20 protein-coding genes and 1 riboswitch are annotated in these 24530 nt (G+C 35.0%); of the genes, 6 read left to right on the top strand and 14 right to left on the bottom strand.

All coding sequences use genetic code 11. The features are described from left to right. Nucleotides 1-30: 30 nt before the first annotated feature. The 6 genes from MKY37_RS00870 to MKY37_RS00895 all read right to left on the bottom strand — a co-directional run bounded on the left by MKY37_RS00870 (nt 31) and on the right by MKY37_RS00895 (nt 6249). Nucleotides 31-1566: a sensor domain-containing diguanylate cyclase gene (locus MKY37_RS00870; RefSeq protein WP_340772789.1), complete on the bottom strand. Its 1536-nt coding sequence runs from the start codon at nt 1564-1566 to the stop codon at nt 31-33. A 99-nt stretch (nt 1567-1665) separates the two neighbouring features. Beyond that, nucleotides 1666-2373: an ABC transporter ATP-binding protein gene (locus tag MKY37_RS00875; RefSeq protein WP_340779811.1), complete on the bottom strand. Its 708-nt coding sequence runs from the start codon at nt 2371-2373 to the stop codon at nt 1666-1668. Continuing rightward, the gene (locus tag MKY37_RS00880) at nt 2366-3154 is read right to left on the bottom strand and encodes an ABC transporter ATP-binding protein (protein ID WP_340772791.1); all 789 of its coding nucleotides are present in this window, start codon (nt 3152-3154) and stop codon (nt 2366-2368) included. The genes MKY37_RS00875 and MKY37_RS00880 overlap by 8 nt, the downstream gene beginning before the upstream one ends. Then, the gene (locus MKY37_RS00885; RefSeq protein ID WP_340772792.1) at nt 3144-4094 is read right to left on the bottom strand and encodes a branched-chain amino acid ABC transporter permease; all 951 of its coding nucleotides are present in this window, start codon (nt 4092-4094) and stop codon (nt 3144-3146) included. Before MKY37_RS00885 ends, MKY37_RS00880 begins: the two co-directional genes overlap by 11 nt. A gap of 11 nt (nt 4095-4105) precedes the next feature. Then, on the bottom strand, nt 4106-4981 hold the full coding sequence (locus MKY37_RS00890; protein ID WP_340772794.1) for a branched-chain amino acid ABC transporter permease: 876 nt from the start codon (nt 4979-4981) through the stop codon (nt 4106-4108). A gap of 86 nt (nt 4982-5067) precedes the next feature. Then, the gene (locus tag MKY37_RS00895) at nt 5068-6249 is read right to left on the bottom strand and encodes an ABC transporter substrate-binding protein (protein WP_340772796.1); all 1182 of its coding nucleotides are present in this window, start codon (nt 6247-6249) and stop codon (nt 5068-5070) included. A gap of 435 nt (nt 6250-6684) precedes the next feature. On the opposite strand from MKY37_RS00895, the gene pepF reads away from it, so the two are divergent. Next, nucleotides 6685-8499, top strand: a complete 1815-nt coding sequence (gene pepF, locus MKY37_RS00900) for an oligoendopeptidase F (RefSeq protein WP_340772798.1) — start codon at nt 6685-6687, stop codon at nt 8497-8499. A gap of 959 nt (nt 8500-9458) precedes the next feature. On the opposite strand, the gene MKY37_RS00905 is transcribed toward pepF, so the two are convergent. Further along, entirely contained in the window at nt 9459-10940 is a 1482-nt protein-coding gene (locus tag MKY37_RS00905) for a DHA2 family efflux MFS transporter permease subunit (RefSeq protein WP_340772801.1), read from the bottom strand. 182 nt (nt 10941-11122) lie between these two features. On the opposite strand from MKY37_RS00905, the gene MKY37_RS00910 reads away from it, so the two are divergent. Together MKY37_RS00910 and MKY37_RS00915 are read left to right on the top strand one after the other, a co-directional pair. After that, the gene (locus MKY37_RS00910) at nt 11123-11992 is read left to right on the top strand and encodes a TetR/AcrR family transcriptional regulator (RefSeq protein ID WP_340772803.1); all 870 of its coding nucleotides are present in this window, start codon (nt 11123-11125) and stop codon (nt 11990-11992) included. A gap of 14 nt (nt 11993-12006) precedes the next feature. Further along, nucleotides 12007-12282: a hypothetical protein gene (locus MKY37_RS00915; RefSeq protein ID WP_340772805.1), complete on the top strand. Its 276-nt coding sequence runs from the start codon at nt 12007-12009 to the stop codon at nt 12280-12282. A 56-nt stretch (nt 12283-12338) separates the two neighbouring features. Here MKY37_RS00915 and MKY37_RS00920 read toward each other — a convergent pair whose 3' ends face one another. Beyond that, a complete protein-coding gene (locus tag MKY37_RS00920; RefSeq protein WP_340779813.1) occupies nt 12339-14438 on the bottom strand; it encodes an RNA degradosome polyphosphate kinase in 2100 nt (699 codons plus the stop codon). A gap of 8 nt (nt 14439-14446) precedes the next feature. Further along, nucleotides 14447-15988, bottom strand: a complete 1542-nt coding sequence (locus tag MKY37_RS00925; protein WP_340772807.1) for a Ppx/GppA family phosphatase — start codon at nt 15986-15988, stop codon at nt 14447-14449. Between the two features lie 165 nt (nt 15989-16153). On the opposite strand from MKY37_RS00925, the gene MKY37_RS00930 reads away from it, so the two are divergent. Further along, entirely contained in the window at nt 16154-17434 is a 1281-nt protein-coding gene (locus MKY37_RS00930; protein WP_340779814.1) for an MFS transporter, read from the top strand. 260 nt (nt 17435-17694) lie between these two features. On the opposite strand, the gene MKY37_RS00935 is transcribed toward MKY37_RS00930, so the two are convergent. The 4 genes from MKY37_RS00935 to MKY37_RS00950 all read right to left on the bottom strand — a co-directional run bounded on the left by MKY37_RS00935 (nt 17695) and on the right by MKY37_RS00950 (nt 21331). Continuing rightward, nucleotides 17695-18363 (bottom strand): phospholipid phosphatase, encoded by a 669-nt coding sequence (locus tag MKY37_RS00935; RefSeq protein ID WP_340772808.1) that lies wholly within the window; start codon nt 18361-18363, stop codon nt 17695-17697. A gap of 278 nt (nt 18364-18641) precedes the next feature. Next, a complete protein-coding gene (locus tag MKY37_RS00940; RefSeq protein ID WP_340772810.1) occupies nt 18642-19610 on the bottom strand; it encodes an alpha/beta hydrolase in 969 nt (322 codons plus the stop codon). Nucleotides 19611-20004: 394 nt separating this feature from the next. After that, nucleotides 20005-20484: a PaaI family thioesterase gene (locus MKY37_RS00945; protein WP_340772813.1), complete on the bottom strand. Its 480-nt coding sequence runs from the start codon at nt 20482-20484 to the stop codon at nt 20005-20007. A gap of 70 nt (nt 20485-20554) precedes the next feature. Next, on the bottom strand, nt 20555-21331 hold the full coding sequence (locus MKY37_RS00950; RefSeq protein WP_340772816.1) for a carbon-nitrogen family hydrolase: 777 nt from the start codon (nt 21329-21331) through the stop codon (nt 20555-20557). 84 nt (nt 21332-21415) lie between these two features. On the opposite strand from MKY37_RS00950, the gene MKY37_RS00955 reads away from it, so the two are divergent. After that, the gene (locus MKY37_RS00955; protein ID WP_340772819.1) at nt 21416-22579 is read left to right on the top strand and encodes a pyridoxal phosphate-dependent aminotransferase; all 1164 of its coding nucleotides are present in this window, start codon (nt 21416-21418) and stop codon (nt 22577-22579) included. 256 nt (nt 22580-22835) lie between these two features. Here the strand turns inward: MKY37_RS00955 and MKY37_RS00960 are convergent, their stop codons facing one another. Further along, nucleotides 22836-23342: a PPC domain-containing DNA-binding protein gene (locus MKY37_RS00960; RefSeq protein ID WP_340772822.1), complete on the bottom strand. Its 507-nt coding sequence runs from the start codon at nt 23340-23342 to the stop codon at nt 22836-22838. A 153-nt stretch (nt 23343-23495) separates the two neighbouring features. Further along, nucleotides 23496-23611: riboswitch (SAM riboswitch) on the top strand. A 92-nt stretch (nt 23612-23703) separates the two neighbouring features. Here MKY37_RS00960 and MKY37_RS00965 point away from each other — a divergent pair. Beyond that, entirely contained in the window at nt 23704-24525 is an 822-nt protein-coding gene (locus tag MKY37_RS00965; RefSeq protein ID WP_340772824.1) for a MetQ/NlpA family ABC transporter substrate-binding protein, read from the top strand. The last annotated feature ends 5 nt before the right edge of the window (nt 24526-24530 follow it).

The following is a 24530-nucleotide window of genomic DNA, read 5'->3' on the forward strand; positions in this document are numbered from 1 at the left end:
TTGCTTTTAAGTCGATATTCAATTGTTCTTTCATGATTTTGCAATTACTATATTATTACGCCCATTTGATTTTGCTTCATAAAGAGCAATATCAATTCTTTGCATAGATTGGGTTAGCGTTTCCCCACATTTATATTCACCAACCCCTAAAGAAATAGTAAGTCTTTTATGAATAGGTGAAACAGAATCCTCTACAGTCATTCTTATACGTTCTCCCAGTATATATGCTTCTTGAATCTCCTTCTCTGGAAGAAAAATGAGAAATTCTTCCCCTCCAAGTCGAATACACTCTTCTTGTTCGACACAAAAGTCCTTCAAAATTTTAGAGATAAATTTGAGAACTTCATCTCCGGCAATATGTCCAAATTGATCATTAACTTTCTTAAAATGATCGATATCTAGAATAAGTAAAGAAAACTTTACTTTTTGATCGAGAAATTTATCGAATAAAATATCTGCATATCTTCTATTTTTCAATCCTGTCAATGGGTCTGTTACGGATATTGTCTTCATATTATCTACAGTTTCTTCCTGACGTTTCCTATAATTTTCAATCGTCTCCGTAAGTTGTTTTGCCTCGAAATACCAAGTAGGGATATCGAGGGATTCTTCTTGTTCATCCCTACCCCGTAACGTGTAAATGGCAAGTTTACGTAATGGTGAAGATAACTTAGTTGATACGTAAAAAGCTGCAACTATAAAAATAAGTATAAACGGCAAAGAAAATGTAAAAATCGTTAACATTATTCCAGATAAAGGTTTTAAAGCACTTTTAAATGGGGTCTGTGAGACTACCCCCCACCTACTTTTCTCAATGTATGTATAACCTGCCAGAAAGTTACTTCCAAGTGAATTATCTATTTGCAGAGCCCCACTTTTCTCTTCTATTAACTTTTGAACAACAGGGTTACTTTCAACAGATTCCCCTATTCTCGTTTTATCAGGATGATAAATCAGAGTTCCATCCCGATCAACTACATAAACGTAGGAACCGTCTTTAGAATAATGATCGGCAAGGATATGATGGATAAAGCTTTCTTCCTCCAAATAAATTGTTCCATTCAACATTCCTACATATTCATTACTTCCATTAAATAATGGGGTAGAAATAAGTATTAGTAGTCTTCCTGTTTGCGCATAATACGGTTTAGAAATAAATGGTTCCTTCTTTATTAAGCCTTCCTTAACAGCATTGGAGTTAATTTTATTGCCAACAAGGCCTATATTGGGTGCGGTTGCAATCGCAATTCCTTGATGATCGATAACGGATAAAGAGTTGAAGTTCTTGCCGCTTATATTTAGTTGTTCTAATATATTGGTAACTGTATTAGGATTTTCTATATTCTTAACCACATCTGACTTTCGAGCTTCCAAGTTATTTTGCAGAGATGAAAAAACTTCTTCCGTCATTTGAGCCAATTTCATAGAATACACTCTATTTTGCTCTAACGAATTTTCAATCAATATTTTCTTCGTTACAAAATAACTTGAAGTTAGAGTGCTGAATACTATCCCAAGCATAGTAAAACAAATAAGCGATAAAATCCAAAACCTTAAAGTTCTCAATAAAGCCCTCCTTTCTATGTAATTCTGATAAATATTTAATACCTATCATATAACATTAACACGAAAAAAACTACGACTAAACATAGTCGTAGTTTACGATTAATGACCACCAAGGTAGGCCAGTTTAACTTCTTCACTATTTTGTAATTCCTGTGCTGAACCAGAAAGTACAACTCTTCCTGTTTCAATAACATATCCTCGACTTGCTATAGATAGGGCCATATTAGCATTTTGTTCAACCAATAAAACGGTTGTTCCTTCACGATTAATATCCTCAATTACTTGAAATATTGTTTTGACCATTAACGGAGCAAGTCCCATAGAAGGTTCATCTAATAATACGAGTTTAGGCTTCGCCATAATAGCCCTTCCCATGGCTAGCATCTGCTGTTCTCCTCCAGAAAGAGTTCCAGAATGCTGTTTTTTACGTTCTAGTAATCTTGGGAAGATTTCATATACTTTTTGCATATCTTGGTGAATTCCTTGTTTATCTTTCCTAAGAAATGCACCTAATTCTAAGTTTTCTTCTACAGTTAAGTTTGCAAAAACACGTCTTCCCTCTGGAACATGAGATATCCCAGCTTTAACAATTGATTGTACCTGTTTACCAGAAATTGATTTGTCAAGAAATTCTATTTTCCCATTTTTGGGTTTCAACAAGCCTGAGAGAGTTTTTAGCAAAGTACTTTTCCCTGCTCCATTAGCACCAATCAAGGAAACAATCTCCCCTTCATTAACTGTAATCGAAACATCACGCAGTGCTTGAATATTCCCATAAAACACATCTATGTTTTCCACTTTAAGCATTGTCATCGTGAACTTCCTCCCCTAAATAAGCCTCTATAACCTTAGGATGGTTACGGATCTCTTCTGGTGATCCTTCCGCAAGAAGTTGACCATGATCGAGTACATATATTCTTTCACAAACTCCCATTACTAAATTCATGTCATGCTCTATTAACAAAATAGTTAAATCGAATTTTTCACGAACAAATGCTATTAAGTTCATTAAATCCTTTGTTTCCTGAGGATTCATACCAGCTGCTGGCTCATCAAGTAACAATAATTTAGGACCCGCTGCAAGTGCTCTAGCAATTTCCAATCTTCTTTGCTGACCATATGGAAGATTTTTTGCTAGTTCATCTTTATATTTTTCAAGCTTGAAAATCTTTAGAAATTCTAATGATTTTTCTTCCATCTCTTTTTCACCTTTGAAATGAGAAGGCAAACGAAGTATAGAGCTTAACATTGTATGTGTTGCAAGAGAATGATAAGCAACCTTTACATTATCTAATACAGACAATTCATTAAAGAGACGAATGTTTTGGAAAGTACGGCTTATCCCTTTTCTCGTAACTTTAAAAGGAGCTAAACCATTTATACGTTCACCATTGAACAAAATATCTCCTTCAGTAGGTACATAAACACCTGTTAGTAAATTAAAGCTAGTAGTCTTACCAGCACCATTTGGACCGATCAAGCCAACAAGTTCTCCCTGATTTAGCTTAAGGTTTAGGTTTTGAACTGCCTTTAGACCACCAAATTGTATTCCTGCATTTTTTACTTCTAATAATGTTTTACTTTCCATGCTGACCGCCTCCTTTTGGCGTTCTCCAGAGTTTGAAATAATCTGTAATTTCCATCGTCCCCATCAATCCTTTTGGACGATAAAGCATTACTAAGATTAAAACAAGACTATAGATAATCATACGTGTTTCCGGATATCCCTGTAGATAGGTAGAAACAACGGTCAATAGAATTGCAGAAAGTATCGCACCTGATAAACTTCCTAGTCCGCCGAGTACTACAAATATTAAAATATCAAATGACTTTAAGAAACCAAATTGTCCTGGTTGAATAATATAGAAATTATGCGAGAATAAGGCACCAGCAACTCCCGCAAAGAAGGAGCCAATGGCAAATGCTGCAACTTTATAATAAGTTGTATTAATACCCATTGCATCTGCAGCAATCTCATTTTCTCTTACCGAAATAGCAGCTATACCGTGTCGTGAATTTGTAAAGTTTACAATAACTATCACCGTAATTAGTAAACAAACAAACGAGTATGTCCAAGTAGTAAGATGTGATACCTGCATACCGGCAGCCCCACCAACATAGTCGATATTTAAAAATACGATTCGGATTATTTCAGCGAATCCTAAAGTTGCGATTGCTAAATAATCTCCTTTTAAACGCAAGCTCGGAATACCTACAATCAGCCCCGCCAATGCCGCAACTAGACCACCGACTAATATAGCTAATATAAAAGGTAAATCCAATTTCATTGTAATAATTGCAGAGACATATGCTCCTATTGCCAAAAACCCAGCGTGACCTATGGAAAACTGACCAGTAATACCTATTACTAAATGTAAGCTGACTGCTAAAATTATATTAATAGCTATGAAGATTAGCGTATTTGAGTAGAATTGATTCATCATACCGTTCATTATTAGAACTTGAACCACTACATAAACGATGATAGCAACTGCTATATATGACCAAAACTGTTTGGATTTTTTCATATCTCTACCACCTACACTTTCTCTCGTGTATTTTTACCGAAAATTCCAGATGGTCTAAAGATAAGGATAAGTATTAAAATGATGAATGCAGCAGCATCTCTCCATAAAGAAAATCCTAAAGCACTAACAATCGATTCTACTACCCCAAGGACAAGACCACCTACCATTGCTCCAGGAATTATTCCAATGCCCCCTAAAACGGCTGCGATAAACGCTTTTAAACCAGGAATTATACCCATCAATGGATCAATTTTTGTATAATACACACCGAAAATCACACCGGCAGCACCTGCTAGAGCAGATCCGATTGCAAAAGTAGCAGAAATTGTGTTATCTACATTGATACCCATAAGTTTTGCAGCTTCTGTATCATGAGAAACTGCTCGCATTGCTTTACCTGTTTTTGTTTTATGTACGATAAATTGTAGAAGTATCATTAGAATGACAGAAACAGACAGGATTAAAATGGACTGAATGCTAATCTGTGCTCCAAGAAAATCGAAAGTTCTATAAGCAAAAACATCTGGATAAGCTTCAGGCTGAGCACCACGAATATAAATTACACCATACTCGATTAATAGTGACACACCAATTGCCGTAATAAGTGCAGCAATTCTAGTAGCATTACGCAGTCGTTTATATGCAATACGTTCAATTATGACTCCAAATAATGCACATGCAGCCATTGAAATAATTAGTGCTGGAAAGAATCCTAAATTAAATACAGTAATTGAATAGAATCCAATGAAGGAACCTACCATAAAAACATCACCATGTGCAAAGTTAATAAGTTTAATAATTCCATAAACCATCGTATAACCGAGTGCGATTAATGCGTAAATACTTCCGAGTGAAATACCGTTTATCAGCTGTTGTATCCATTCCATGAAGTTTCACTCCTTTTACATTCAAATTTTTTCTCTTGATACAAAGAAAAGGAGGGATAATAATCCCCCCATTTTACTGGTTAATCTTAAGGATTAACTTTAGTGTTAAATACTTGAGCACCATCAACGAACTCTAGAATTGTTGCAGATTTTACTGGATGATGCTTATCATCCACTGAGTATAATCCTGTAACTAGTTCTAATCCGTCTGTTGCTTCTAAAGCTTCTTTAATTTTTGTACCATCTGTAGAACCCGCACGTTCAACAGCATCTTTTAATAAGTAAACTGTGTCATAACCAAGAGCGTTGAATGAGTTTGGAGCTTTCCCAAATTTTTCATTGTATTTATCTGCGAATTCTTTTGCTTTGCCATCAGGATCTTCAGCAGAATAGTGATTGATGATGAATGTATTATTCAAAGCATCAGCACCTGCTAGATCAACGATTGTTGGAGAATCCCAACCATCAGCACCCATTAGCGGAACAGTAATACCAAGTTCGCGAGCTTGTTTTACAATTAGTCCAACTTCTTCATAATATCCTGGGATAAAGATGAAGTCTGGGTTAGTTGCTTTAATACGAGTTAAAGTTGAACGGAAGTCTGTGTCTTTTGCAACGTAAGATTCTTCTGAGACAATTGATCCACCTGCTTTTTCAAAATCAGTAATGAATGATGCTGCTAAGCCTTTTGCATAATCACTGGCATTGTCTGCAAATACTGCAGCATTTTTTACTTTTAATTCATTAGCTGCGAAATTAGCTGCTACCGTCCCTTGGAACGGATCTATGAAAGAGGTACGGAAAGTAAATTCATTTACTGAACCATCATCTGCTACTGTAACTGATGGACTTGTTCCAGATGGTGAAATCATTGGAGTTTTACTATCCGCAGCAATTTGAACTTGCGCTACTGAGTTACCACTTGTAGCTGCACCAATAATTGCTGCTACTTTATCTTGACTTGTCAATTTGATAGCTGCGTTCGTTGCTTCTGCAGCATCTGATTTATTATCAACTTTTTCTAAAACGATTTCTTTACCATTAATCCCGCCATCAGCATTAATTTCTTCCACTGCAAGATTGATACCATCTAATTCTGAAGAACCATAGGATGCAACCGCACCTGATAATTCAAGATTGACACCTATTTTAATAGTGTCTCCGCCTTCTGAACTAGTTCCTGCCTCTTCCCCGCTTCCGCAACCAGCAAGAATTCCGATCAATAATGATGATGACAGGAAAAGTGAAGCAAATTTCGATTTCTTCATAAAAATAACCCCCATTTTGTTTGATAATTCTGAATTTATAAGGTAGACTACTTGCTTTCTCTATTTAGCAAGTATAAACTCAAACACTATCATTTTGTAAGAACAACCCTATTGTAAAACAAACTTTAAATTCAGTCTACATTAATTTTTCTTCATTTTTAGAAAATTTACAAAATTACATTTAAATAAATTTTTTGAACGGTCAAAAAGTCCTTATAAAATAAGGATTCATAGGTCAAATTTCTCGTAAACTACTTCCATTATTTTCATAAAAATAATTTTTATAATTTAAGTTTATGCAATATATTTTATTATTTATACTGATATTTCGTTCTATTGATAGAAAACTTAGAAACTATTTATTGTTTTTACTTTTCTGTTATTTTTATATATACTATTATTAGTTCGAAATCCGTAATAATAAGGAGAGATAAAATGGTAAACCAAATGCCAAGACGTGATCAAGTACAAGTAGAAGAAACGTGGAATTTATACGATTTATTTGAATCTGAAAACGATTTTGAAGATGCGTTAAAAGAGATAGAAAGCGGAGCATTGGAGTTTAGTAGTCGCTTCCATGGCACAATCCGAAATGCTATCGATGTAGTTAATGCCCTTATAGAATATACGAAATTATACGAGAAAATAGTACCAGCAGGAGCATTTGCTAGTCTTTCCTTAAGTACTGATCAAACTAATACGGACGCTCAGATGAGGGCAAGTAGATTTGGTTCACTATCCGCAAAGGTAAGCAGTCAATTATCTTTTTTAAATAGTGAGTTAGTAGAACTCCCAGATAGTATAATTGAAGAAGCTATCAAAAAATCTCCATCCCACCAACTTTACTTAGACAAGTTACTTAAAAAGAAAAAATACCAACTTCATCCTGAAGTAGAAAAAACACTTGCTGCCTACTCTGCTTCTTTTGGAGCACCATACAAATTGTATGATACAACTAAAATGCTTGATATTTCGTTTGAAAATTTTGAGGTAAATGGCAGGGAGTATCCCCTTAGTTATGTGTCATTTGAGAATGACTGGGAAGCCGAAACTGATCCAGAAATAAGAAGAGCAGCATTTGTGGCTTTCTCCAAAAAATTAAAAGAATATCAGCATACGACAGCTAAAACGTACGATATGCATTTACAAATGGAAAAAACATCATCAGATTTGCGAGGCTATGATTCTATTTATGATTATTTATTATTCAACCAGGAAGTTGACCGTTCCTTATATAATAGACAAATTGATTTGATCACGAAGGAACTTGCACCCCATATGCGCAAGTACGCAAAATTACTTCAAAAAGAACACGGGCTGGACAAAATGACGTTTGCGGACTTGAAAATTTCTTTAGACCCAACGTATGAGCCCACAATTTCCGTGGAAGAATCCAAAAAATATATTGATGATGCTCTATCAGTTATGGGTGAAGAATATATCGAGATGGTCAATCGGGCATATGAAGAACGGTGGATTGATTTTCCTCAAAACGTTGGAAAATCAACGGGTGCCTTTTGTTCTAGTCCGTACGGAAGTCACCCATATATCCTAATTTCATGGTCTAGTCGGATGAATGAGGTCTTTGTTCTTGCACATGAATTAGGTCATGCCGGTCATTTCTATTATGCAAATAAAGAGCAGAACATTTTTAATGCTCGTCCTTCTCTTTATTTCATCGAAGCTCCATCAACGATGAATGAAATGCTAGTAGCCAATCATCTACTGAAAAGTTCGGATGACCCTAAATTTAAACGTTGGGTTATTTCTTCTATTGTAGCTCGTACGTATTATCATAATTTTGTAACACATCTATTGGAAGCTGCCTATCAACGTAAAGTTTATGACCGAATTGATCAAGGGTTAAATGTAAATGCACAAATCCTAAATGAATATAAACGAAGTGTATTAGAAGAATTCTGGGGAGATACAGTAGAAATTACAGATGGTGCGGAGCTTACTTGGATGCGCCAACCGCATTATTATATGGGATTGTATCCGTACACATATAGCGCTGGGTTAACTATCTCCACTCAAGTATCTAAGCGAATATTGAATGAAGGTCAAACTGCTGTAGATGAATGGACAGAGGTATTGAAAGCAGGGGGCACTAAATCCCCTGTAGATCTAGCTCAAATGGCTGGTGTCGATATTACGACGGATGAACCATTAAAGGATACGATTGCATATATCGGTTCGTTAATAGATGAGTTAGAATCATTAACAGAGGAAATAAATCAAAACCTATAAAAATGTATACTAAGAAAAATAAAGTATAAATAGCACCAATCCATTAAGATCAAAACCTGTTTTTATCGTTTTCGAAGGGCTTTGGACAGACGTTCTGCTATATTATTACCGAGTATTTTTAAGAGTCTGTTTGTGACTGACGTCACAAACAGACTCTCCTTTTTTTGTATTTTTATGGCGTTTGTCCCGCATTAACGGGCGGTAGATAACTGCCCTTTAAAGCCCAAATGGTTCGGGCCAACAGGATGTTGGTCACTCAGGCTTTGCCGCACAACGCGGCGTTATTTGCCTGAGTTCAATTTGTCAATTAGTAGTGGATGAAGCCCCACTAATTGAAGTTCCACTTTTTCTTTCCGTCGCCCTCCCTCAACTGTAAAAATGAGCTTAAGACCTTTTTGGATAACTAGAGATAAGATACTTTCTAATTTAGAGTGGGGATAACATTCTTTGTACGCGACATCGTGGTACTCCTGCGCAAAGCTCGTCGCAAAATAAAAAAACATTTCGCAACGAATGTCCGAACCACATCGTGCTGCCCCCATAGATGCAATTTCGTTCGCTATTTCGCTTCTTTATTGGAAAAACACTTACTACCTCACTTTATTTCCACTAGAATAAAAGAAAATCTGCTTTCTCCTTCTATTATTGGATAATAGCATTTCTAATTCAACTGACTATCTAAAACTTAACTAATCTTATCATCTTAGCTGTAGGCTATACTATAGCCTTGATTGGAGTGAAAGGTGGCGACTCTAGCAGGAACAGTGAGAAAGTCAAGAACCGCCGGAGCGTAGTGAATGAGGTGGCCAGTGGAAAGTGTCCACCTGAAACGGAAATCCGCAATAACATTGGATGAATTTTATTCTTCTAAATACTTTCAAAATTGGATTTATCAAACCGAACAATATACAATTTCTTCAATATTAAAAGCACTTGCTTTCGCAAGTGCTTTTTTGTGTTTATTCTACATTTGTATGTTTTTTAGATATATCTACTCGTTTTACAAATAAGGATAGTATTAACGCTACGACTGTTACAAGCGTTGCGATAAAGAACGAGAAGTTGATCCCTTCTAACATTGCTTGCAAACCAATTTGGTTTTGAAACTGTTCTAATGCATCAGCAGCCGTAGGCACATTACCTGCCTTCGCAGCTTCTTCGAATAAACTAGCGCCTTTGGATTCCATTCTTGCATTCATAATGGTGATGAATATTGCTGCTCCTATAGCACCTGATACTTGTTGCAAGGTGTTATTTACTGCAGTCCCATGTGGGTTCATTTTCATAGGTAATTCATTTAAACCGTTTGTCATGATAGGCATCATTACCATCGACATACCAAACATTCGAATCGTATAAACAATCATGATGTAATAATAATCTGAATCTGCAGCTAAATTACTCATCATATATGTCGCAATGGCAGTTATTGTTAAACCTATAACTGCTAGAGAACGAGCACCATATTTATCAAATAACTTTCCTGTAACAGGAGACATTAACCCCATTGCCAGAGCACCTGGGAGCATTAATAAACCTGAATCTAGTGGTGAAATGCCATGAATAGTTTGAACGTATAAAGGTGTTAAAATCATTCCTGAAAACATCGCAGCCGAAACTACTATAGAAATAATAGAAGCTAAAGCAAACATAGGATATTTATAAATACGTAGATTTAACAATGGTTCATCTAGTTTTAATTGTCTAATGACAAAAATTACTAGAGCGATGACTCCTATTGCAATCGTACTATATACAATCGGAGCATCCCAGCCCTTATCTCCTGCAGTACTAAATCCGTATAATAGACCTCCAAAACCGATGGTCGATAATCCTAGCGATAAAAAATCAAGTTTCATATCATTATTTGGTGTAATATTTTTTAGTTTGAATATCGCGAATAATAATACGATTACAGCTAATGGCAATATTAACTCAAACAATACTCTCCAATTATAATGTTCGATGATGAATCCAGACAATGTTGGTCCGATGGCTGGAGCCATAATCATTACTAAACCGAATAACCCCATTGCTGCCCCTCTTCGTTCAATAGGGAATGCAGTCAACATAACATTCATTAGTAATGGCATCATCATAGCCGAGCCTGCTGCCTGAATCATACGAGCTAAGATAAGAACCCAAAATTCTGGTGCTATAGCAGCTAATAATGTACCCAATGAAAATAATGACATTGCGGTAATAAATAGCTTTCTATTTGAGAACTTAGTTACAAAATACGCGCTAGCTGGTATTAAAATACCATTTATAAGCATATAACCAGTTGTTAACCATTGAACAACAGAAGCTTTAACTGCAAATTCAGTCATGATAGTAGGCAAAGCTACATTTAATAACGTATTATTTAAAAATGCTATGAATGCTCCTACAAATAGGATAGCAATCATGGCATATGGTGGCTTTTGTTGCGTTTCTTTCATTCTTCTCTTTCCTCCTAATATTTTGGGAATATAATTGCACGTGTCGTACACTACTTTGAACATTTTATACCCTTAGTTCAAGAAAAGCAATAACTAAATACTCTTACCCTCTTAATCATTGATATAACAAACTTTATTCTGTATTATAATGGTTAGACTAGTAGTATAAAAGGTGAGTTAATATGAAAAACAGAAAACATCAGGTGTTACTAATTGCACAAAAGTTATTTATAGAAAAAGGATATATAGCTACCTCGGTTCAAGATATTATAAATGAAAGTAAAATTTCAAAAGGCACTTTTTATAATTATTTTTCTTCAAAAGATGAATGCATAATTGCAATAATTGAAGCTGCCAAAGAAGAAACTGCACTTAAACGTAGAGAGTTGTTAATACAGCAAGACGTAGCCGATAAAAATATATTAATACAGCAATTGATAGCTCGAATGAAAGTATATAAAGAGAGAAACCTTATCCCTCTTTTTGTTGCAATCTTTTACTCCCAGGATTCTGGTCTTAGAAATGTAGTGAAGGAAAACCATTACGAGGAAGTAAAGTGGTTAGCTAGACGTTTAGTTGATGTTTTTGGAACAAAGCTTCATAAATTTTCTGTTGACAGTGCTATTTTGATGCTAGGGATGATTCAACAATTGCAGCATCCATGGACGATAAAGTCAAGGACTCTAACTTCTGAAGAATTAATCAAATATATTATGAAGCGGATGGAATCCTTTATCCCTGATTTAATAGAATCTGATGAGATTCTTATTGATACTTTTGTATTTGATCATTTCTATGATGAAGTCGACATCACAAAAGAGCATGTCATTCAATTGATTGAAACATATAAAGAAACCAATGAGAAGAAATTGAAGTTAGAGGAAATCGAGTTAATTGACTTCATAGTGGAAGAACTAAAAAATAGTAAACCGAGGAAATATTTATTGGAAACTGTTTTAAATAGTTTCTCTAATATTTTAAAAGATACTGCCCATAATCATGAAATAAAAGAAATTTCCTCAAATATATGGCGGGTAATTGACTCTCTTTAATACGGAGGTATGAAATGAAAAATAAAGTAATTGAACAATATGAAGCAGATGAAAATATGATGATTCAAATCTACGTGCAGTGGTGTGCTAACCATGATATAAACCCAATAGACCTTTATGGGAAAGCTTATCCAACTCAAGCTTCCAATGAGGTTTTAATAGAGGTAACGGAAAATACTGAAAAGAACGCTTTAGATGTAGATACCCAATCAGTTCTGTATGTACTCCAGTTATTCGGAAATGATGATTTAGCATTTGAAGTTTCTGAAGTTGCGAAAACTTTTAAATAAGTAATATATCACCTTAAGAGCCGTACCCAAAATGTCATTTGGGTACGACTCTTATTTTACTCCTCTGGAATATGCTTTAAGGATTTTTCCAACAAAATTTGTTGGCTGTTTACTTTAGTATTATCTGTTTTCCTATAATGATATTTCCCATATTCATCCTGTACTCGGGCTTTAGCAGTGTCTTGTAACTCCAAATCAAGAATTTCCATTACTCTTCTTTTAATAGGTGGTGATAAAACTGGAAATAATATTTCTACTCGTTTCACCATATTTCTAGTCATCATATCCGCTGAGGAAAGATATAATCTAGAACCTCCATTACGATGAAACCAATAGATTCTGGAATGCTCCAAAAATCTCCCAACAATGCTCGTTACAGTTATATTTTCACTAACTCCAGGAATTTGAGGAAGTAAACAGCATGTTCCCCTTACTATTAGATCAACTTTTACTCCAACTGAAGAGGCTTCATAAAGCTTACATATTAAATCTTTATCCGTAAGAGAATTCATTTTTAGTTTAATATGTCCGTTATGAAATGCTTGATGAAACTCAATTTCTTCATCTATCAAACGAACAAATTTATCTCGTATATCATATGGTGAAACGACTAAATTATCGTAATTGGGTTTATCTGTATACCCACTTAGGAAATTAAAAAATTGTGTCGCATCTGATCCAATTTTTTTATTTGCTGTTATGATTCCCATATCTGTATATATCCTTGCTGTTTGGTCGTTATAGTTGCCAGTCCCCAAGTGAACATATTGCTCTATTCTATTATTTCTTCTACGGATTACTAATGTTATTTTCGAGTGTGTTTTTAAATTATGCATCCCATATATGACAAGACAGCCAGCTTTCTCTAACTCCTTAGCCCACTGCACGTTATTTTCCTCATCAAAACGAGCTTTTAATTCTACTAAAACTGTAACCTGTTTTCCATTTTCGGCTGCGCGCTTCAACGCAAGTATGACAGGAGAATTACCACTTACCCGGTATAGTGTTTGCTTTATAGCCAAAACAGATGGATCGTCAGCAGCTTTTTCGATAAAATCTATAATCGGTTGAAAGGATTCATAGGGATGGTGAAAAAATAGATCCTGCTTCTGCACTTTATCAAAAATGTCTTCATCACTAGCTATATCTAATGGCGGCTGAGGAATGAAAGGTTCATAGAAAAGATCCATATATTTTCCTTCAAAATTTTTAATAAAGGAGAATAAAAACGTCGTATCTAAAGGTCCATCTATTTTATAAACATCCTCTGACGTTATTTCTAACTCATCTAGTAAATAATTTAGTAGCTTTGGTTTTATTTCACTTATCTTTACTTCTAATCTACTAACTGCTCCCCATTTACGCTTTTTTAACTCTTTCTCAATTTCTATTAGTAAATCTCGTGCACCCTCTTCATGAATTGTTAAATCCGCATTGCGTGTAATTCGGAAAGGGTTGGCATGCTTCACATGAAAACCACGAAACAACTTGGATATATGTTCAATTATGACATCCTCTAGCAGTACGGCAACAAACGAACCATCCTCCGTAGAAAGTTGGATAAAACGCTTTAATACGGAAGGAACCTGTACGATAGCGATTTTATTTTGTTCAACATGGTCATCCTGATGATCCTCAATCATAACTAAAATATTCATCGTTTTACTTAATAATATTGGAAATGGACGATATGCATCCACAGCAATTGGTGTTAAAACAGGAAATATTGCTTCTTCAAACAGCTTTTGCATTTCCTTCTTTTGGCTATCAGTTAATTCGGCATACTTAACTAAAGAAATAGCATGTTCAGGAAGTTGTTTCTCAATAAGCTCTTTGTAAATTTTCATTTGTCTACTTACTAATTTCCTTGTAATAGAAGCGATTTTATTTAACTGTACTTTTGGTGTAAGTCCAGCTTTGTTTTCCGGTTTATTAAAACCTGCTCTCACCTGATCCTGTAATCCTGCTACACGCACCATAAAAAACTCATCCAGATTGGAGCTGAAAATAGCTAAAAATTTCAACCGTTCCAACAAGGGATTCGTTTCGTCCTCGGCTTCTTCAAGTACTCGCTCATTAAAAGCAAGCCAACTTATTTCCCTGTTATTGTAGTAAGCATAGTTGTTAAAAGGGTGTTTTTCTACAGTGCTGTCCATCTTCACTCTCATTCCTCCGTAATTACAAACTTCAGCTTCACTTCCAATTGCACTATTTTCTCTATAAGTTTTTTTAATTTTTCTGCTTGATATTGCTCAAGCATATAATTGCCAACCACACCAAATATAAATTCAATTTTAAAATCAGATTTTGTTAAGGAGACACTTTTTATACGAGATCTCCCCAAAACATCCATCCCTTTTATGAAACGGATTAATGCACCGATATCTCTAAGCTGCTTATTTTCCCCATTACTAATAATATGTTTGTACGGTCCTACATATTGTCTAAATGTATCCTTATTTTTATAAGAAGCTAGTAACGCAATTTTAAGTCGCTCTTCATTTGATACTCCGTCAATTGTTAAATTTGTTATGAGATAAAACGTATGTTGACTGAAAGTATTTTGATCAATTTCCTTACCGATATGAAAGAGTTGAAACGCATAACGTAGTAATTGATCGTTTTGGAGGGGAGTAATATAGTTCCATTCTGTGAAAGTATGATAGATAGATGAAAATATTTCATATAGTTGTAGTGATTTATTTTCATTCACATTAAACTTACCTAATACATGCCGAATTGCATTCGTTGTCACATCGTTCACATTAAAATCATCCGGAAATTGTTCTATAAGCTGAGCAAAAATAACTCCTTCTCTTAATCCCTTTTGGCTATATATAAATGCAGGACCTTTTACTACCTCCGAAAATACTCGAAAGGTTTCTAATGCTGGCACAATAATATCTGTTCGGTCACTGGAAAGTCCTTCTACTTTCTTTAAATCCTCTAGGGTTGATGTGGCGAATTCACAGCTAATCTCCTTTAAATCCAACGCACTTAGCTCATATTGATGTATTCCATGTAGTGAAAAATCTTTACGTTGCTGATCTACCTGCGCTAAATTCCGTGCACTTCCGCCAATAGCAACAATTGGTACTTGCAAGTCTAACAACCATGTTAATGTGTGAAATTGTTCCCGCACATATGCAATAAGATTTTCTTTTTCTTCCAATGTGATGGAACTAGCATGTATAAATTTCTTTTTTAACGAAACTGCTCCAAAGGGAAAACTATGTGAGTACTTTATTTCTTTGTTTTCAAAGTATGTAACTTCCGTACTTCCTCCACCCATATCTATCGTTACTGCTGTTTGAATATTCGTGGAGTGAATAACAGCCAGATACCCATAATATGCTTCCTGCTCTGCAGATAATAATGTAATATCAATTCCCGTTTGTTTTTCAGCCTCTTTTAAAATAGTGTCACGATTGTTTGCCTGTCTAATAGCGGCAGTAGCAGCTGCAAATACATCATTCACTGAAATATCATTTAATATTTTTTTGAATTTCAATAAAGTATCTATTAATATATGTATGCCTTCTTCACTCAAGTTCCCTTTTATATCTATATGCATACTTAATCTAGCGACCATTTTAAAGTTATGATGTTCTATTAAGCCAACTGATCTATTGTAACTATAAACAACAAGTCGTATGGAGTTAGACCCTATATCTATGATTGCTTTTTGTTTGCTATTAGTTTCCATATTTTCTACTCCTCTATATATATATATTATTCCTAATATCACTTGCAAAATGTTAAAAGTATGTAAATTTTTCATTGTAAAATTTAGGTTACTTTACCGAATTATTATACTACCCTCGGTTTATTTGATGTACAATACTTAATAACAATGGTTGGAGGGATGAATATCTTGAAAAAATTCACGAAAGAAGAGAATAGTTGGTCTCTTTATGATTGGGGCTCTTCCGCCTATTCAATCATCATTACTACAGCTGTTCTCCCAATCTTTTTTAAGGAATCTGCAAAAGCTGGGGGAGTAGATGCAGCAGATTCTACAGCTTATCTCGGATATACGATTGCCATTTTTACTTTTATACTTGCCATGATAGGACCTATTTTAGGAACAATTGCAGACTATCGTGGTATGAAAAAGAAATTTTTTACTTTTTTCTTTGTACTAGGTGTTACCTTTACTACAATGCTAGCATTCGTACCTTTTGATAATTGGCTATTATTATTAATCTTTTATACACTTGCTGCACTTGGTGCAACTGGAGCGAATGTCTTCTATGACGGCTTTATAGTCGATGTAACAACCAATGAACGAATGCACAAGGTATCCGCACGTGGATATAGTCTTGGCTATATAGGTTCAACTATTCCTTTTTTACTTAGTATCATTATTATTTTGTTAGCCGGGAAAGAAATTATTCCAATTTCAACAACTAACGCAAGCCGAGCTGCATTTGTGATAACGGCTGCTTGGTGGGTGATATTCTCCATCCCAATGTTCAAAAATGTGAAACAAATTCACTTTATTGAAAAAGAAGGAAATATAATTAAAGAAAGCTTTAAACGATTAGGAAATACGTTCAAGGAAATACGGCAATACCGAACTGTGTTTCTATTTTTATTAGCTTACTTTTTTTATATTGATGGAGTAGGCACCATTATCTCCATGTCAACAGCTTATGGTTCTGATTTAGGTTTGGATTCTACGAGTTTGCTAATCGTATTATTTGCCACACAAGTTGTAGCAGCTCCATTTGCTCTATTATATGGGAAATTAGCAACTAAATTTTCTGAAAAGAAAATGCTTTATGTTGGAATAATTGTTTATATTATTGTATGTACTTATGCATTTTTCTTAGACACTATAGTAGATTTCTGGATCTTAGCAATGCTTGTGGCAACTTCTCAAGGCGGTATACAAGCGCTTAGTAGATCTTACTTCGGTAAATTAGTTCCAAAAGAAAATTCAAACGAGTTTTTTGGATTTTATAATATCTTCGGTAAATTTGCGTCGATTATGGGACCATTATTAGTAGCTGTTACTGCTCAGTTAACTGGAAACTCTGCGTATGGAGTTTTTAGTCTAGTAATCTTATTCATCATTGGCTTTATCATATTATCGAGAGTTCCGGAACCAAAAGAGGCACCTCCCGTAGATGAAATAGTGAACACTTAAATTTGCAAGGAGGCTGGGACAGAACCCCAAAACAGCATTTTTCTCTGTGAGAAAAATGCTGTTTTTTTGCTGTTAACAAAATTGATTTCCATTCCAGGGACGCTTTCCACGGGCGTGGCCTGAGCCTGTAGTCTCAGGCGCCACGCTATTCACGTAGGAGTCGCCACTCCATTCCAATCAATTTTATTAAATATCCATTATTTAGTAAAGGTTTCTCCTTAAAAATTTCTACTTCTGTCCCAGCCTCTTCTATGCTGAAACTATTTAGTATTTAGCTGATTTGATATCAACCGTCGTTTAGTCCAAATCAAAGTGAAAATCAAAAATAATTCAAATGCGTTCGTCAATGCTCCACTACCTACATTAATAGGTACTGCACTTCCAACAGTCATAACCACTGCACCTATAAAAAAAACTGGCCATTTTGTTTTTTTCCATAAGATTGCACTTGCTACAATGAGAATTAGAGAAACTAATAGCACCATAATCGGAGGACCAGTAGCTTCTTCTACATTTGAATAGCTAATGACCCCGTATTCCTTTACTACCTCAATTTCCAATCCTACAACCTCTATAGAAAATTCTAATACCATTAAGCCAATCGTATAAATAATACCTAAGGTAATTAACCACTTTTTCTTTGCCCATTCGATTCCACTTTCCTGCAAAGTTCCTATAGAATACAAAACTAGTAATGGTGTAAATAATGCATGTAAGCAAAAACGAGAGAAGTTAAGTCTTTCCAATAATTCCCCTTCTCCAATCCACTTACCTGTGGCTAGAATTCCGTTATCATAAATCAAAGGCAGGAGGACTAAATAGATAACACTTGTCCATTTTGCTAAGTCATACTTTCTTATACCAATTAGTCCCCAGATTAATAGTGCTATATACAAAACTGCAAATATAAAATATAAAATTGTATCCATTACTATCGACCTCCTTTTCATTTTATTCCCAAATTTCGAATGTTTTAATCGTATGGGCAATTTCATTGAAAATGAAGACCATATTAAAGTTATTTGGCGATTTTGGACATAAAATATTACATCGGAAAATATTTATGTACATAAAAAATGAGCTGGAAAATGCATCTCCAAGCTCATGTATTTTACTGCCTTTTTTTGAGTATAACATCTCACACTGAACGTCCGAAATTCACTTGATGTTCTTAACCTAAAACAGAACCCCTAAATGATCACATTGTTTAATTAAAGCTTTCGTCAGGATAAAAAGGACTTTTTTTATCTAGTTCGTTTATAACTTCCTTTATAGTATTTATTACAATATCTGGATTTTCTAAATGAATTGAGTGGCTATTGTCAGCTTTAATTTGAATTGTATTATTTGTTAAATTTGAAAGAAGATTTTGATGTTCTATCCAAGAAATATCATTATTATTAGAACTTAAAACAGTTATTGGTAGTTCTTTTTTTAATGGTTTTGACCCTTTTAATTGAAAGGCAGATTCTTCACTATAAAAAAATTCTTTATATACAGCTTCGAATGATTTTGGATTATACCCAATATAGTTTATATATTTTTGATAAGGGTCTGGAAAACGTTTCCTGCCAACTGGTTGTTTAAGTAATCTAGCAATACCTATGCTTGAAGTTATATACCCTAATCTAAATAACCTCAAGTTTTTCTTATGAATGTTCTTGCGTTCTGCATCCCATTCACTACTTAAATATCTATTTTCGTGTACTGAATCTATTAAAATTAAAGCTGCCACTTTCTCTGGATATTTACTAGCAAACAATCGCATATTTAAACCTCCAAATGAATGTCCTACTAATATGTACGGAGGTTTTGCGTTTATTTTTTCTAAAACTTTTATCAAATCCTCAACCACGTTTTCACTTGTATATTTTCCTTTTGCAGATGAGCTCCATCCATATCCTGCCCTATCGAATGAAATAACCTGCGAAAACTCAGAAACTTTTGGTTGAATATAATACCAATCAATTGAACAACAACTTAATCCAGCATCTAAAATTACTGTATATTTCGAATCATTTCTTCCAGTATCAATAGTATGGATTAATCTATCATTTATTTTCACTAGACTACCTAATCCACTTACTTTATGTTTCTTATTAGAGTACATATTTGCTAACATTAATGGAAATCCAATGATTGCAAGCGTGGTTTTAAAAACCTTTTCATATTTCATATAACCTCTCCTAGTGTCATGTAGTGATATGATAGCATAATTTAACAAAATTGTAAGAAAAGAAATTAAACATTGTTTAATGCTATTGCGACATAAAATCTGTAGATTTAGGGATATATGTTTCTTGCAAGAGTAACATCTTTATATATATTTCAAAGAAAAAAATGCGGACAATTAAACAGAAAATTCCAGTATCCTAAGCATGGGTCGTTTACATTTTATAGGATTTGAGTGTTTATTAATTTTCATGGGAGACTAATTTATCCGTATTTCAACATTAGGTGATTCTTAGCTATTAAGGAGAGGATTGGTATCATAATACCAATTAACATAACCAAAATAAAAAGAACCTGCTATTAAAAAATATGTTTTATTAGCAGGTTCTCAAGATATTTTATTGTTTTCCAAAAGTTGCAGGCATTAATACAGCGATAACTTCACCTCGAGCACAGAGCTCTTCTCCTGCAAAGACTTCAGTAGTGACTTTGAATTTCTTAGGATGGATCTCCTCCACTTTGCCAATTGCTTTTAGCGTAACTTTTTGCGGTGTTGGTTTTAGGAAATCTACATGTAAAGAACCTGTCACAAAGCGTGGCGGTATTTCTCCACTACCTGGTTCAAACCCATTCTTTCGGTGTAGTGCAAGTGACGCAGACCCTGTGCCATGACAGTCGACTAATGCCCCAATTAGCCCACCATATACGAAACCAGGTATAGCGATATGTTCTTCCTTTGGTTCGTAAATCGTCACTGTTTGTTCCTCATCCCATGCCGTACGAAAGCGATGTCCTTCCTTGTTCATTCTCCCGCAACCGTAGCACCATGCGAAATCCTCTGGGTATTCATCTTGAATAGCGTGAATTTTTTCTACCATTTATAATTCCCCCTTTAGAAAACCATACAAAAAAGCTATCTGTACGTCAATACAGATAGCAATATAACTTTTAATATATATCTACTCTACGGTCTTTAAATATAGGAATTCTCTTTCTTACTTCTTCCACTTCCTCTATATTGATATCTACTAATCCGATTGTTTCTTCATCGGCTCCAATCCAAAGAACCTCTCCCCATGGTGCAATTACCATTGAGTTTCCGTTAAATGAATTATTAGGATCGTCTCCAACTCGGTTAACTGCAACGATGAAGCATTGATTTTCAATTGCTCGAGCCTGTAATAAGATTTTCCAATGATCAACTCTAGTTGCTGGCCATTGTGCAGGTACAAAAATTACTTTCGCTCCAGCCAATGAATGCATCCGGAACCACTCTGGAAAGCGTAAATCATAACAAATAACGCCACCCATTTCGACATCATTCAGGGTGAATATATTTTTGTTCGATCCTGCTGCTAAATAAAGATGTTCATCCATTAATTTAAATAAATGAGCTTTGTCATATTCTGCAATCAGCTCTCCAGTATTATTTACGATGTACATTGTATTAAAGAAATGATTATCTTTTTTCGTTGAAACTGATCCACCAATAATATGAATCTGTAACTCTTTTGCTAACCCCGTCAAGAGATTTTTGGTTTCTTCCCCGTTTATATCAGCTATTTCTTCAAGATGTGTTAAATCATAACCAGTATTCCACATTTCAGGCAGTACAACGATTTCTGCATTTAACATCGCCGCTTTTCGAATCTTCTCTTCCACTTTTCTAAAATTTTCTTTTGGATTCCCAAAAGCTATATTTAACTGGACACAAGCAATCCTCATTTTGACACCCCTATAGACATAATTATAAAAAGATTATAAGATTTGACTAACAAATGCAACTAATTAGAAAACGAGGTTACGTATATGGAATTTTCAAACCGTTTAAAAAGTCTACCTTCGCAGTTTTTTGCTACACTAGTAAAAAAAGTAGGAGAAGCAGTTCTAGAAGGTAGAGATGTGATTAATTTAGGACAGGGTAATCCTGATCAGCCTACCCCCCCTCATATTGTACAAGCACTGCAAGAAGCTGCTGCTAATCCACTAAATCATAAGTATAGTCCATTTCGTGGAACTGGGGATTTTAAAAAAGCTGCAGCCAATTTCTATAAACGAGAATATAATGTGGACATTGATCCTGAAACGGAAGTGGCAATTTTATTTGGAACTAAAATTGGTTTAGTCGAGCTTCCGTTAGCACTGATGAATGAAAATGATTTAATGCTTCTTCCAGACCCTGGCTATCCTGATTATTTGTCAGGGGTGGGACTTGCAAATGTTGAGTTTAACACGATGCCATTAATCGAGGAAAATAATTTCCTACCTGATTACAGCTCTTTAACGGAGGAGCAAAAACAAAAAGCCAAACTGATGTATTTGAATTATCCTAATAACCCTACTGGGGCAATTGCTACTTTAGACTTTTTCCAAGAGACTGTTACGTTAGCGAAAGAGACTGATATTGCTATTGTTCATGATTTTGCATATGGAGGAATCGGATTTGATGACGTGAAGCCAGTAAGTTTTTTACAGGCAGAAGGTGCGAAAGAAGTTGGCATAGAGATGTATACTCTATCCAAAACGTATAATATGGCCGGCTGGAGAGTTGGTTTTGCTGTAGGAAATGCTAAAATTATTGAAGCTATTAATATAATTCAAGACCATTTATTTGTTAGTCTTTTCCCTGCTATTCAAGACGCTGCCACTGCTGCGTTAAATGAAAGTCAGGAATGTGTAGAAGAATTAGTGAATTTATATGAAGGTAGAAGAAATGCCCTAATCGAATCTTGCAACAGTATTGGCTGGCGGGTAAAGGCACCCAAAGGTTCCTTCTTCGCATGGTTACCTGTACCCAATAATTATACAAGTGAAGCTTTTGCAGATTTACTCTTGAAAGAAGCAGACGTAGCTGTTGCTGCCGGTAATGGATTTGGTACTTACGGCGAAGGATATGTTCGAGTTGGTCTTTTAGTCGATGAAGAACGTTTGAAAGAAGCAATTACACGTATTGGAAAACTGAATTTATTTTAAAAGAGGCTGGGACAGAACCCCAAAACAGCATTTTTCTCTGTGAGAAAAATGCTGTTTTTTTGCTGTGCACAAAATTGATTTCCATTCCAGGGACGCTTTCCACTGGCGCGGCCTGAGCCTTTAGTCTCAAGCGTCACCCTATTCCAGTAGGAGTTGCCCCTCCATTTCAATCAATTTTATTAATTATCCATTATTTAGTAAAGGTTTCTCCTAATCCAATAAAATTTCTACTTCTGTCCCAGTCTCTGTCATTTATTCACTTAAGTAGCTGGTTAGGTGTTTCTTTATTTGTTTCTACTGGGTAAAACTGATTCGCACCTGTTTCTTCGTCAAACTGTCTTCGAAACTCCATTTCCATAGTTTCAGCTAATACTAGGTCTACTGTAATAACAGGATTTTCGCCTTTTATAAAATGACCACCAAAAATATTACCATTTTGGTCACATATCGAGCCGTGAAAATGTGTTTCAAACTGCCCATCTCTTTGGCATACAACCCCTGTTCCTTGCAAAAATTCAATTGGTCCCTCTTTTACAATAAGATTATTGTAGCCTACACCTATAGGCGAATCTTCGTTTGGGATCAAATAAACAAATCCACTTCTTTGAAAACTACCAAAGCAGCTAAGAATAGTAGCGGAACTAATTCCATTTGTTTTACACAACTCCTCTATCCCTTCTAGTAGGTCAGTTCCATAAACCAAACGTGCACCTACAACCTTCCCTAGCTGTCCTACCGCAAAATTTACTCTAATTTTTGACAACGCTTACACACTCCTAATGTATAATTATTTATTGTTATTAAACATAAACTATTTCGAATGTTATATGCAACAATAAAAAAAGTGTGTTGACTTTCATAAGTTGATGTAGTAAATTATATTTTATGAACTGTTGGAAAACTTAATAGCTGATATCTCTTATCAAGAGTAGCTGAGGGACTGGCCCGATGAAGCTCGGCAACCATCCACATACTAACAGTATGTGGAAAGGTGCTAAATCCTGCAAAACATTTTGTTTTGATAGATAAGAGAGGACAAACGTATATTTGCGCCTCTCTTTCTAATGGAAGAGAGGCTTTTATATTTATACAACGTTCTTAATAATTATTCGGAGGAATGAAAAATGAAGAAATTAGGACTATTGTTATCAACTGTACTTTTAACTGGTACTCTTGCTGCTTGTGGAAGCGACGCAGATTCACAAACAAAAGCGATTAACGAGGACAAAATAGTAGTAGGTGTAACTGCAGGACCACATGAACAAATTGTGGAAGTGGCTGCAGAAGTTGCAGCTAAAGACGGATTAGAAGTCAAACTTCAAGTATTCTCAGATTATATTCTACCTAACACAGCATTATCAGAAGGTGATTTAGATGCGAATAGCTATCAACACGAACCTTTCCTAGACACGTTTAACGAGGATCACAATACTGACTTAGTACCAGTAGGAAAAACAATACTAAATCCGATGGGTGTATATTCAGAAAAATACAAGTCAATTGATGATCTGCCAGACGGTGCAACTTTTGGTTTACCTAATGACCCAACAAACGGTGCTCGTGCTTTATATATCTTAGAAGAAGCTGGTTATATCAAAATTAAAGAAGACAAAAGAGAGACAGCTAGTATTTATGACATTGAAGAGAATCCAAAAAACCTAGAATTCATTGAATTAGAAGCTGCTCAAATACCAAAACAACTTAGTGAAGTAGATGCAGCTGCTATCAATACAAACTTTGCACTGGCTGCTGGAATCAGTCCAAAAGATGATTCTATTTTACTTGAATCATCAAACTCTCCTTATGTGAACTATATTGTAGTTCGTGCGGAAAACAAAGATGATCCAACGATTCAAAAGTTGGTAAAAGCATATCAATCTGAAGAAGTAAGAAAATTCATCGAAGAAGAGTTTAAAGGTTCTGTATTAGCAAGCTGGGACGAATAATGGAC

It is taken from the genome of Psychrobacillus sp. FSL K6-2836, assembly GCF_038003085.1.
Lineage (GTDB): Bacteria > Bacillota > Bacilli > Bacillales_A > Planococcaceae > Psychrobacillus.